Raw genomic sequence first — 12524 nt, forward strand, 5'->3', positions numbered from 1 at the left:
GCCGGGCCCGTTCGCTGTCCGCTTCCGGAGTCGACAGGGTGGTCAGCGCACCATCGAGCCGACCACCGGCTTGGTGAGCAGCGCCGACTGGTTGCGCTGGATGCCCGGGTCCAGGGTGCGCGCCACGAAGATGGCGTGCCAGACACAGAAGATCAGCACGGTCCAGATCTTGCGGGAGTGGTCGGCCTCGCCCCGCTGGTGCTCGTCGAGCAGCCGCATCGCGTACGACAGGTCGAGCAGCTCACCGGCGCCGGAGATCGAGAAGATGTGCCGGGCCCACTCGTACATCTCGCCGGCCAGCCAGACCCGGGTCGGGGTCGGGAAGCCGAGCTTGCGCCGGTTGACGATGGCCGGCGGCACCACACCCTGCAACGCCTGGCGCATCGCCCACTTCGTGGCGTCGGAGCGGGGCGGCAGCTTCAGGTCCACCGGGATGCCGGCGGCGACCTCGAAGACCTCCCGGTCGAGGAAGGGCACCCGCACCTCCAGCGAGTGCGCCATCGAGATCCGGTCCGCCTTGACCAGGATGTCGCCGCGCAGCCAGGTGTAGAGGTCGACGTACTGCATCTTGGTCACGTCGTCCAGCTCGGTGCACTCGGCGTAGATCGGCGCGGTGACGTCGGTGTAGCGGACGGCCGGGTCGTAGCGGCGGAGCAGCTTCTGCTTCTCCTCCTCGGTGAACATCCGGGCGTTGCCGTAGTAGCGCTGCTCGATCGGGGTGGTGCCGCGCTCCAGGAAGCTCTTCCCCTTGACCCCCTGCGGGATCGCCTTGGAGACCGCCCGCAGCCCCTTCTGCACCCCGCCGGGCAGGCCGTTGACCGTGCCGAGCGAGAGCGGCTCCCGATAGATCGTGTACCCGCCGAAGAACTCGTCCGCGCCCTCGCCGGAGAGCACCACCGTGACGTGCTCGGCGGCCTTCTTCGCGACGAAGTAGAGCGGCACCAGGGCCGGGTCGGCGACCGGGTCGTCCAGGTGCCAGACGATCTTCGGCAGCGCCTCCATCATGTCCCGGGGACCGATCTTGGTCGGGATGGTGGTGACCCCGAGATGCCGGGCCGAGTCCTGGGCCACCTCGATCTCGGAGTAGCCGGGCACGTCGTAGCCGACGGTGAAGGTGAGGATGTTGGGGTTGAACTCGCGGGCCAGCGCCACCACCGCGGTCGAGTCGATGCCGCTGGAGAGGAAGCAGCCGACCGGCACGTCGGCCCGCATGTGCATCCGGACGCTCTCCCGCAGCGTCTCCCGGATCCGGTCGTAGAGCTTCTGCGGCTCCTGCACCGGAGCGGGCCGGAACACCGGCCGGTACCAGCGGCGCACCTCGATCTGCCGGCCCGGGCTCCAGGTCAGGTATTCCCCGGAACCGATCCGGTTGATCCCCTGGTGCAGGGTGCCGGGCTCGGGGACGTACTGCAACGTCAGGTAGTGCGACAGGTTGGCGGTGTCCACCCCGGCGTCACCGGCGTGCGCCGACGGCGCGAACGGCAGCAGCGCCTTCTTCTCCGAGGCGAGGTAGACCCCGTCCCGGGTCTGGAGGTAGTGCAGCGGCTTGATCCCGAAGTAGTCCCGGGCGCCGAAGGCGCGGCGCTGCTGCCGGTCCCAGATCACGAAGGCGAACATCCCGCGCAGCCGGGTGAGCACCTGTTCGCCCCAGTAGTGGAAGCCGGCGACGATCACCTCGCCGTCCCCGGCGGTGGCGAACTGGGCGCCGTAGTCCCGGGCCAGCTCCTCGCGCAGCTCGATGTAGTTGTAGATCTCGCCGTTGAAGGTCAGCAGGTAGCGCCCGCCCGCGTACGGCAGCGGCTCGTGGCTGGACGCCACGTCGATGATCGAGAGCCGTTTGTGCGCGAAAACGGCGTCGGTGTACCCCTCCGGAGTGGAAATCACCTCTACGCCGGTCTCGTCCGGTCCCCGGTGGTGCAGGCATTCCAACGCACCGGCCAGGGCGTCTCGGTGTGCGCCGGCGTTGCCGTGCGCGCTGAAGAAGGCCAGGAGTCCGCACATGGCGGTCATCTTTCCACGCGGACCCGTCCGCTGTGCCGGCACCGCCACCGAGACCGACCGGTCCGGGCACGGTACGGTCGGGGCACGCCAGAAGCGCAGATCAGGTCAGCCTGACGGGGAACAGGGTCGCCGGCCGGCGGGGAGTCGTCGATCCCCGGCCGCCCGCCGACCGGACCTCGCGAGGACCGGGCCGGACGAGGGAGGAGCGGCGATGTCAGACGAGCACACCGACATCACGGCGGAGCCGGCCGAGGTGGAGACGGCCCGGACGGAGTCACACGACCCGGACTTCCCGGAGAAGTTCCTCGAGTTCATGCGGCAGGGCTGGCGGGACAGCACCCTGCCGGTCGGCCCCCGGCCCGAGGTGCCCAACCACGCCAAGCGCCGGTCGGCGCTCTCGGCGGCCCTGCCCGGCGAGACCCTGGTGATCCCGACCGGTCCGGAGAAGGTACGCGCCAACGACACCGCCTACCGGTTCCGCCCCGGCAGCGACTTCGTCTACCTGACCGGCGACCACGACCCGGACAGCGTGCTGGTGATGCGCCCGAACGGCTCCGGCCACGACGCGGTGCTCTACATGCGCCCCCGCTCGTCCCGGGAGACCGACGAGTTCTTCCGCAGCCGCAACGGCGAACTCTGGGTCGGCCGCCGGCACACCCTTACCGAGAAGTCGACCGAGCTGGGCATCGAGACCGCACCCCTGTCCGAGCTGCCGGCGGCGCTGGCCGACTGCGCTCCCGGCCGGACCCGGGTGCTGCGCGGGCTGGACCCGTCGGTGGACGGCGCGGTGCGGCCGTACGAGCCGCCGAAGAGCGGGGCGGGCGAGGACTCCGACGACGCCCGGCTCGGCCGGGACCGGGAACTGGCCGCACTGCTCTCGGAGCAGAAGCTGGTCAAGGACGAGTGGGAGATCGCCCAGCTCCAGGAGGCGATCGACGCCACCGTACGCGGCTTCGAAGACGTCGCCCGGGTGCTGCCGGCCGACCGCCCGGTCAGCGAACGGCTCCTGGAGGGGGTCTTCGGGCTGCGGGCCCGGCACGACGGCTACGACGTCGGCTACAACTCCATCGTCGGTGCCGGTGAGCACGCCACGATCCTGCACTGGATCCACAACACCGGCATCACCCGCCCGGGTGAGCTGCTGCTGATGGACATGGGCGTGGAGGGGCGGCACCTCTACACCGCCGACGTGACCCGGGTGCTGCCGGTCTCCGGCACCTTCTCCCCGCTGCAACGCCAGGTCTACGACATCGTGTACGCGTCCCAGCAGGCCGGCATCGACTTCATCCGCCCCGGGGTGACCTTCAAGGACGTGCACCGGACCTGCATGCGGGTCCTCGCCGAAGGACTCGCCGGGCTGGGCCTGCTGCCGGTCAGCGTGGACGAGGCGATGGACGAGACGTCGATGGTCTACCGCCGGTGGACGCTGCACGGCTTCGGGCACATGCTCGGGCTCGACGTGCACGACTGCGCCAACGCGCGCAAGGAGAGCTACCGGGACGGCACCCTCGGCGAGGGGTACGTGCTGACCGTCGAGCCGGGGCTCTACTTCCAGCCCGAGGACGACCTGGTCCCCGCGGAACTGCGCGGGATCGGCATCCGGATCGAGGACGACGTACTCGTCACGGCGGACGGCGCGGTCAACCTCTCGGCCGGGCTGCCCCGGCGGGCCGACGAGGTGGAGGCGTGGCTGACCGCCCAGCGCGACGCCGGGTTCCGGCTGCCGGGCTGACCCGGACCGGCTTCCGTCGCCGGTCGGGACCCGTCCCGGCCGGTGACGACGTCCGGTGCGGGGAAAAGTCTCGATCATTTCACGTTCGCTGCGGGCAGACCGCGACGGTACGATAGCGCTGCGTCGTCGCACCGGACAGCAGGAGAGGTGTGGTGCCCGGAAACAGCCTCGGCGAGCCGCCCCGCGCACCGACCAAGAGTGTGCTCAGACTGGTGTTCGCGCTCGCCGGGGTGGTCGCCTTCGTCTGCGGCTACCTCGGGCTCTCCCAGCACATCGACCGGACCGGCGGCTACGGCGCCGACCCGTTCGACCTGATCTACTACGACCTACAGCTCTTCGTGCTCGGCGCGCCGCCGCTGGACGAGGGCGGGCCGTTCCCGCCGCTGCTGGACTTCGCCCGGTTCGCCGCACCGGCCGTCACCGCGTACGCCCTGGTGGAGGCCTGCCGGCTGCTCTTCGCCACCGAGCTGCGCCGGCTGCGCGACCGCAACGCCCGGGGGCACGTCATCGTCTGCGGCGACGGCCTGGTGGCGGACACCCTGGCCCGCCGGCTCCAGGCCGCCGGCCACCGGGTGGTGGCGGTCCGCTCCGACGTCACGACGCCGTCCGGCTCCGGCCAGGTGGCCCGGGCCGCCCGGGACCCGAGCGTGCTGCGCGGCGCCGGCATCGGCCGGGCCAAGGCGGTCTACGCGTGCACCGACGACAGCGCCACCAACGCCGCGATCGGGCTGGCCGCGGCCCGGCACGGCCGTTCCCCGCTGGCCGTGTACGCCCAGGTCGCCGACCCGGAACTCTGCCTCGCGTTGCAGGCCCGGCACCTGGGCCTGGCCCGGCACCCCGGCGCCCGGCTGGACTTCTTCAACATCGACGACCTGGCCGCCCGGAAGCTCTTCGCCGAGGACCCGCTGACCGCGGTGGACGGCCGGCCGCCCCGGGTGGTGGTGCTCGGCGCCACCGCGTTCGGCCGGGCGGTGCTGGTCGAGCTGGCCCGGCGGTGGCGGGTACGCGACCCGCACGGCGCCCGGCTGGTACCGCTGGTCCTGGTCGACGAGGCGGCGACCGAGGCGGCGGCCCAGCTCACCCACCGCTACCCGTTCCTGTCCCGGGTCTGCCGGATCATCCCGCTCGACGGCGGTCTCGGCGAGCTGCTCGGCCAGCTTCCCCGGGCCGGCTTCCCGCTCCCGCCGGACCGGGTCTTCATCTGCTACGACGACGAGGAGCGGGCGCTGAAGACGGCGCTCACCGCCGAGCAGCTCTGGCACGGCGGACCCGGCTCGATGGTGGTCCGGCTGGACCGGCTGGCCAACCTGCGGGAGGCGTTCGGCAGCGGGACCGGCCTCGGCGTCCTCGACGACCTCTCCGGCGCGCTCCGCCTCTACGGGGTGGTGCACGCCGCCTGCGACCCGGCGCTGATCGGGGACGACCTGGTGGAACGGCTGGCCCGGGTGATCCACGAGAGTTACGTGGTGGCCCGGCGCCGGCACGGTGAACGGCCGGGCGGCAACCCCGCGCTGGTGCCCTGGGAGGAACTGCCGGAGTCGTTGCGCCGGGCCAACCGGGCCCAGGCCAAGGACATCGGCCGCAAGCTGCGGGAACTCGGCTGCGCCCTGTCGCCCCGGGTCGGGCCCGGTGACGAGCACGCCCTGGAGGAGCCCGAGATCGAACGGCTGGCCATCCTGGAGCACCAGCGCTGGCTCGCCGAGCAGGTGGCGAGCGGCTGGCGGTACGCGCCACACCGGGACGACGAGCGACGACTGCATCCGGCGTTGAGCCCCTGGGAGGATCTACGGGAAGATCTCCGGGAGCGTAACCACGAGGCGGTCCGGGAACTCCCGGTCATCCTGGCCGACGCGGGCTTCCGGATCGTCCGCGTCGGGCACGCGTAACCACGAACGGACGGTGCTGGATGGCCCGCATCGGTGTCACCGGGCACGTAGTGCTCGCCGACGGCACGACGGAGCTGGTCTACGCCCGGCTTACCGAGGAGCTGCGCCCGTACGCCGGGCCGGAGCTGCACGGCATCACCTGCCTCGCCGACGGCGCCGACCAGATCTTCGCCCGGGCGGTACTCGACAGCGGCGGGAGCTTCGAGGCGGTGATCCCGGCCCGGGACTACCGGCAGCGGGCGGTACGGGCGCACAACCTGTCCACCTTCGACGAGCTGCTGTGCCGGGCCACCTCGGTGTCGTACATGCCGTTCCCGCACTCGGGGCGGGCGGCGTACCTGGCGGCGAGCCTGGAGATGCTGCGCCGGTGCGAGCGGCTCTTCGCGGTCTGGGACGGCAATCCGTCGGCGGACGTCGGGGACACCGCGGACGTGGTCCGGGCGGCCCAGTCCCGGAACCTGCCGGTGACCGTACTCTGGCCGGCCGGCGCCCGCCGCCGCTGACCTGTAAGGAAGGGCCCCCGCTTATCGTTTTCTGTTGTAGCGGGGGCCCTTCCTTACACCTGGGTCAGCGGCGGCTGACGGCGTCGTCGGCGGTGAGCAGGGCACGGGCCAGCGGGGTGAGCGTGTGGTGGGCCGCCTTGCCGTGCCGGGTGGTCCGCAGCAGTCCGGCGTCGCGGAGCACGCTGGCGTGCTGGGACGCGGACGGGGTGCTGATGCCGGCCCGGCGGGCCAGGTCGGTGGTGTTCGCCCCGACCATGGCGGCCCGGAGCACCGCCGCCCGGGAGCGCCCGAGCAGCGCGGTCAGTGGGTCCCCGGTGGCCGCGGCGGCGCCCAGCGCGTACGCCGGCACCGGCCGGTGCCCGGGGGCACGACCGCCCGGGGTACGTTGCCGGCGTACCGGATAGGCCAGCACCACCGAGTCGGGTTGCCCACCGACCCAGAGCTTCCGGGCGGAGACCGAGGGGACCAGCAGCAGGCCGGCGCCGTTCGGCCGCAGGTCGAGGTCGATGGTGGAGCAGACCGAGAGCACCGGGTTACGCCACGCCGCCCACGGGTCGAGCATCGCCAGCAGCGCCTCCACCCCGCCGGTGGCCAGGGCCCGGCTGCGCTCGTTGACGTCGAGCCGGACCACCGACTCCCAGGCGGTCAGCTCGGCGCGTACCCGCCGTTCGTAGTAGCCGCGCACCGCCGCCGCCAGGCTGCGGGCCCGGCCCGCCGAGGTGGTGAGCAGCCAGGCGAGCGCACCCTCCAGGGTCCGGTCCTCGGTCAGCGGGGCGAGCAGGTCGGCCGACCCGGGCCGGCCGGTCCGGGCCGCCGTCGACCTTCGTCGGACGCCCCAGGCGGCGTCGGTCGACTCGGTCAGCTGCCGCAGCCAACCGGCGAGTTCCGGCCCGGCCACCGGCCCGGCCACCGGCCCGGCCACCGGACCCGCCGCGCCGTCGACCGAGGATCCGGCGAGGCTGACGAAGACCTCGTACAGCGGGAGGGGCGCGGGTGCGATCCGGGTCCGGGCGATGTCCTCGGGGCCCAACCAGATCCGGATCATCACCACCTCCACGCCTGGGGCCGAGCGGCACCGCACGACTTTGTCTGACCACGAGACGCGGTCACCCCGCCGCCCAGTTGTCGGCTCTCCGGACGGTTTGGACCCAGTCAAAAGCATTGCCGCGACGGGCTGATCGGCTCGTAACTGGGAGACAGGAGCCGGCCGGTGATGGTCCGGTCCGGCCGGACGGACGACCGTCGCGCCCGGCGAGGTCACGCCGCCCCGGTACCCGGGGTACGGCTCGATGCGAGGGAGTCTTCATGCCGGTGTCCAGACGGATGACCTGGAGCGCGACGGCGCTGGCCGCCGTACTCGCGGCGGCGGGGTGCAGTGGCGGCGGCGAGGACTCGAGCACCGCGGACGCCGACGCGGTGGTGCGGATCGGTATCGCCGAGCCGCAGCACCTGATCCCGTCGAACGCCACCGAGAGCGCCGGGGCGCAGGTGCTGGCCGCCCTCTACACCCCGCTGGTCGACTTCGACGAGAACAAGAAGCCGTTCGAGGTGGCGGCAGAGTCGATCGAGTCGACCGACAACAAACTGTGGACGGTGAAGCTGAAGAGCGGGTACACCTTCCACAACGGAGAGGCGGTCAACGCCGACAGCTACATCAACGCCTGGAACCATGCGGCGTACGGGCCGAACGGCCACGGCGGGGCGTACTTCTTCGGCCAGGTCGAGGGGTACGACGACCTCCAGTCGACCGACCCGGACGGTGAGGGCCCGCAGCAGGCTCCCGAGCCGAAGGCGAAGAAGCTGACCGGTCTGAAGAAGGTCGACGACCTCACCTTCACCATCACCCTCTCCGGGTCGTTCGCCGAGTTCGAGTCGGTGCTCGGCTACCACGTCTTCGCGCCGCTGCCGAACGCCGCGTGGGCGTCGGACGGGGTGTTGAAGGAGGGCTTCGAGGAGGCCCCGATCGGCAACGGCCCGTTCAAGATGAAGGGCAGCTGGCAGCACGACAGCCGGATCGAGGTCGAGCGGTACGACGCGTACCCCGGCCCGAAGCCGAAGGTCGGCGGCGTGGTCTTCCAGATCTACCAGGAGCTGGCCGCCGACTACGCCGACCTGCTCGCCGGGAACAACGACGTGACCAGGCAGGTGCCGACCGAGGCGCTGGGCACCGCGCCGGGCGACCTCGGCGACCGGTTCAAGAAGAGTCCGCTGTCGTCGTTCCAGTTCCTCGCCTTCCCGACCTTCCAGCCGGAGTTCGCCAAGGCCGAGGTGCGCAAGGCGATCTCGATGGCGATCGACCGGGACGAGATCGTGAAGTCCGTCTTCAAGGACTCGCAGACCTCGGCACGGTCCTTCGTCTCCCCGCTGGTCGCCGGCGCCCGGCCGGACACCTGCGGCGAGGCGTGCCAGTTCGATCCGGCGAAGGCGAAGGCCGACTACCAGGCGGCCGGCGGGCCGGCACGGTTGCAGATCTCCTTCAACGGCGACGGCGGCCACCAGGAGTGGGTGGAGGCCACCTGCAACCAGCTCTCCAACAACCTCGGCGTGAAGTGCAGCAGTACCCCGGAGGCGAGGTTCGCCGACCTGCTCAACAAGGTGGAGGCGAAGACTCCGGTCGGGATGTTCCGGATGGGCTGGTCGATGGACTACCCGTCGATGCAGAACTATCTCGGGCCGATCTACACCACCGACGGGTCGTCGAACTACTACGGGTTCAGCAACGCCGAGTTCGACCGGCTGGTCGCCGAGGGTGAGCGGGCGCCGAACCAGGAGGAGGCGATCAAGAAGTACCAGGAGGCGGAGCAGATCCTGGCCCGGGAGATGCCGGTGATCCCGCTCCGGTTCGGCCAGAACAACTTCGGCCACTCGACCCGGGTCAGCAACGTCGAGATGGACGCGTTCGGCCAGGTCGACCTGTTGAAGATCGAGGCGACCGGCTGACCGGTGCCGACCCGGCGGGCCGAGCCGCCCGTCGCGGGCGTACCCGACGGCGCACCGTCGCGGGCGTACCCGACGATGCCGTCCCTCCGCCGCTGGTGTCGCGAGCGGCGGAGGGACGGCGCTCGGTCGCTATCGGACTCTCATCCGCCGCACTGCCAGATGTAGTCGCGGTTGACGACCGGGCCGCTCGGCCCGTGGTAGGCGCTGCCGACCACCAGCCCGTTGTCGCTGATGACACTCGCGTCGAGGTGCTTCGGCCATACGTACTCGGTCTCGCAGTCAGGAGCGGCGGGGCGGCGCCGGGTTCAGGAGCGGCGGGGCCGCCATTCGCCGTAGTAGGGGCCGCCCCGCTCGACCGGCAGCCGCGCCGCCTCGGCCGCCGCCAGCAACCGCTCGCCGAACGGGTCCGACTGCTGGTGCGGGCGGGCCGCGATGCGCAGCCAGGCACCGTCCCTGGTCCGGACGTGGTAGCCGAGGATCCGGCCACCGAAGAGCTTGCCCTGGGCGGCGATCCAGAGCACGATCCGGTCGATCTCGTGCCAGTAGACCGCCCGGGGCCGGCGCCCGGTCCCGTGCACCAGGCCGTGGCTGAACAGGTCGGTCCGGACCTTCCTGGTCGGCAGGACCAGCAGAGCCACCGGCACCAGTACGACCGTGACCACCACGAGCAGCACCGCGACGAGCGCCAGCCGCCGCAGGGCGACGGTGTCGAGCAGCCAGGTGACCCCGACGGTGATCCCGACCAGGCCGGCGGCGCAGACCAGCACCGGGCCGAAGGTGCCGGCCGGACTCTCCCCGGTGCGGGAGACCAGGTGTTCGCCGAGCTGGTACCGCCGGGCCAGCTCCGTCACCTGCTCCGGAGGTACGTCCGGCGGCGGCACGCGGCTGGTCCAGTCCCCGCCCTTGGCCTTGATCAGCGCGAAGCTGCCGACCGTGAGGACCAGACCCGCGCCGCTGAGCCCGAGCGCGGCCGGGCCGATCCCGGGGCCGAACCAGGCGGTACCGATCCCGCCGCAGCAGGCGAGCAGGCCGACGCCGAACGCGAGCAGGGTCAGGTAGCCGACCGCCGGCATCGCGGTCGCCGGGGCGTCGCCGGAGGCGCGGGACCCGTCCGGCGGCTCATTGGTCAACTTCTCGGGCACCGCCGGATCCTACGCCGCGGTCCGGTCCCTCCACTGTGGGCGGCGAGCCGACCGGTTCCTGCCAGGCGGCTCGCAGGTCCCGGCGGGTGTCGACCCACCACTGCCGCAGCTCCGCCCACCACTGCGCGAAGCCGGAGCCGATGTCCCGGGCCGCCTGGTGCAGGCCGGGGTCGTCGGCGTGTGCACCGATCCGTTCCGCCAGCACGCAGGCCCAGAGCGGCGGGACGAGGGCGAGGGCGAGCAGCGGCAGCGGCCACCAGCCGGTGCCGGCGTACCCGACGAGCATCCCGAGCAGCGCGGCCGAGACGAGCAGACCGAGACCGAGCGCGGTCCGCAGCAGCCGGGGCACCAGTCGCAGGCACCGCCACGGGGTCCGCCCGGCCGGCGCCAGCACCCGGAGCTGGACGGCGACGACGGCCCCGGCCAGCAGGGCGGCGGCCCCCCGGACGAGGATGCCGGCCGGGGCGGGCAGCGGCCCGGCCGCGAGCGGCGCGGCGACGGCCAGCAGGACGGCACCGCCGGAGAGCCAGCGCCGTGGGCCGGTCAGCGCCCGGCGCAGCGGCCAGACCATCGCCATCGGGTCGGGGTCGGCGGGGTGTTGGGCGGCGACCGCGCGGAGGGTACGCATCGAGCGGCCGACCCGCCACCGGTCCGCGTCGAGCATGGCGAGCAGCCGCCGGCCGTGGGCGTTGTCGGGCTCGTGCCGCAGCGCCGTCCGGACCGCCTGCTCGGCCGCGGCCCGGTTGCCGGCGTCCCGCTCCAGGGCAGCCAGGGTCAGCAGCGAGTCCACCGACCCCGGGTCGAGCGCGAGCGCCTGCCGGACGGCGTACCGGGCCCGGTCGTACTCCTCGGCGAAGGCGAGCGCCCGGGCGAGACTCCGGTGCGTCCTCGGCGACTGGGGGTCGAGCCGGACCGCCTCGGTGGCGGCCCGCACCGCCGCCTCGCCCCGGAAGACCGCGACCAGCGCCTCGGCCCGTTCCACGTACGCCTCGGCGTGCCCGGGTGCTGCGGCCACGGCGGCGTCGCAGACGGCGAGCGCCTCGACGTACCGCTCCCGGATCCGCAGCAGGTACGCCAGGAAGACGAGCGAGTCCGGGTCGTCGGGTTCGGCGGCCAACCCGGAGCGGAGCTGGCGCTCGGCGTCGTCGTACCGGCCGGAGTCGGCGAGCAGCCGGGCCCGCTGGTACGCCTGCGCGGCCGACGGCCGGGGAAGCTCGGACATCAGCACATGGTGCCAGTCCGATGGAAAACCGGTTGCCGGTGCTGTCGGCCACGTCCCAGGGTGGACGAGTGCTGACGCCGCCCGACGATCTTCCCGAGGAACTGCTCCGGACAGCGCTGCTGCGGGAGTGGGGAGTGCGGGTCGCCTCCCTCGAATACCGCGCGGTGGGGCGGGGCAGCCACCACTGGGAGGTCACCGACGTCGAGGGCACGCTCCGGTTCGTCTCCGTCGACGACCTGACCACCAAGCGGCTCACCCTGACCGACCCGCTCGACGCGGCGTACGCCCGACTGCGGGCCGCGCTCGGCACCGCCCGGCGGCTCCGGGAGCACGGCTGCGGGTTCGTGGTGGCGCCGATCCCGACCTCGGGCGGCGAGCCACTGGTCCGGGTGGGCGGCCGGTTCGGCGTCGCGGTCTATCCGTACGTCGACGGGGAGAGCTTCCGGTGGGGCGAGTGGGCCTCCCCCGCGCACCGTCGGGACGTACTCGATCTCGTGACCGCGGTGCACGCGGCGCCGGCGGCGGCCCGCGAGCACGCCCCGGTCGACGACTTCGCCATCCCGCACTCCGACGAGCTGGAACTCGGCCTTGCCGGCACCGGGAAGGTCCCCGACACCGGCCCGTACGCGCGCCTCGCCGCCCGGCTGCTCGTCGAACACGCGGCACCGGTACGCCGGTTGCTCGCCCGGCACGGCGAACTCGTGCGGGCGGCGCGCGCCCAGCCGGGCCGGATGGTCCTGACCCACGGTGAGCCGCATCCCGGCAACACGATGCGGACCGCCGACGGCTGGCGGCTCATCGACTGGGACACCGTCCGGATCGCGCCGCCCGAACGCGACCTCTGGCTGATGGAACCCGGCGACGGGTCGGTGCTCGACGCCTACACCGAGGCGACCGGCGTGCCCCCGCTGGCGGAGATGCTGGAGCTGTACCGCAGCTGGTGGCACCTAGCCGACATCGCCGAGGAAACCAGCCGGTTCCGGGCCCCGCACACCGGCACCGAGGACGACGACGAGTCCTTCGCGATCCTCCGCTCGGTGCTGGAGCACATCAGCACGCTCCCGATCGCCCGAGTCTAAGCCGCGTCCCCGGCATCGG

At 72.7% G+C, this 12524-nt stretch carries 9 protein-coding genes; 5 read left to right on the forward strand and 4 right to left on the reverse strand.

The features are described 5' to 3' along the window. Positions 1 to 42: 42 nt before the first annotated feature. Entirely contained in the window at positions 43 to 2001 is a 1959-nt protein-coding gene (gene asnB / locus V1634_RS33675) for an asparagine synthase (glutamine-hydrolyzing) (protein WP_331211668.1), read from the reverse strand. A gap of 211 nt (positions 2002 to 2212) precedes the next feature. Between asnB and V1634_RS33680 the strand changes: the two genes are divergently transcribed. From V1634_RS33680 to V1634_RS33690, 3 genes are all read left to right on the forward strand, one after another. Further along, positions 2213 to 3733: an aminopeptidase P family protein gene (locus tag V1634_RS33680; RefSeq protein ID WP_331211669.1), complete on the forward strand. Its 1521-nt coding sequence runs from the start codon at positions 2213 to 2215 to the stop codon at positions 3731 to 3733. 152 nt (positions 3734 to 3885) lie between these two features. Further along, positions 3886 to 5619 carry a RyR domain-containing protein gene (locus tag V1634_RS33685; protein ID WP_331211670.1) on the forward strand — a complete coding sequence of 578 codons (1734 nt, stop codon included), beginning with the start codon at positions 3886 to 3888 and terminating at the stop codon, positions 5617 to 5619. 20 nt (positions 5620 to 5639) lie between these two features. Next, complete coding sequence (locus tag V1634_RS33690) at positions 5640 to 6122, forward strand: hypothetical protein (RefSeq protein ID WP_331211671.1); 483 nt, start codon at positions 5640 to 5642, stop codon at positions 6120 to 6122. A 64-nt stretch (positions 6123 to 6186) separates the two neighbouring features. Here V1634_RS33690 and V1634_RS33695 read toward each other — a convergent pair whose 3' ends face one another. Further along, positions 6187 to 7167, reverse strand: a complete 981-nt coding sequence (locus tag V1634_RS33695) for an ArsR/SmtB family transcription factor (RefSeq protein ID WP_331211672.1) — start codon at positions 7165 to 7167, stop codon at positions 6187 to 6189. Positions 7168 to 7427: 260 nt separating this feature from the next. Between V1634_RS33695 and V1634_RS33700 the strand changes: the two genes are divergently transcribed. Beyond that, entirely contained in the window at positions 7428 to 9062 is a 1635-nt protein-coding gene (locus tag V1634_RS33700; RefSeq protein WP_331211673.1) for a peptide ABC transporter substrate-binding protein, read from the forward strand. A 305-nt stretch (positions 9063 to 9367) separates the two neighbouring features. Here the strand turns inward: V1634_RS33700 and V1634_RS33705 are convergent, their stop codons facing one another. Both V1634_RS33705 and V1634_RS33710 read right to left on the reverse strand, forming a co-directional pair. Continuing rightward, on the reverse strand, positions 9368 to 10204 hold the full coding sequence (locus V1634_RS33705) for a hypothetical protein (RefSeq protein ID WP_331211674.1): 837 nt from the start codon (positions 10202 to 10204) through the stop codon (positions 9368 to 9370). Further along, entirely contained in the window at positions 10182 to 11426 is a 1245-nt protein-coding gene (locus V1634_RS33710) for a tetratricopeptide repeat protein (protein ID WP_331211675.1), read from the reverse strand. Before V1634_RS33710 ends, V1634_RS33705 begins: the two co-directional genes overlap by 23 nt. 20 nt (positions 11427 to 11446) lie before the next feature. On the opposite strand from V1634_RS33710, the gene V1634_RS33715 reads away from it, so the two are divergent. Beyond that, positions 11447 to 12505 carry a phosphotransferase gene (locus V1634_RS33715; protein WP_331211676.1) on the forward strand — a complete coding sequence of 353 codons (1059 nt, stop codon included), beginning with the start codon at positions 11447 to 11449 and terminating at the stop codon, positions 12503 to 12505. Positions 12506 to 12524 lie beyond the last annotated feature (19 nt).

This window comes from Plantactinospora veratri (assembly GCF_036421995.1).
GTDB classification, from domain to species: Bacteria; Actinomycetota; Actinomycetes; order Mycobacteriales; family Micromonosporaceae; genus Plantactinospora; species Plantactinospora veratri.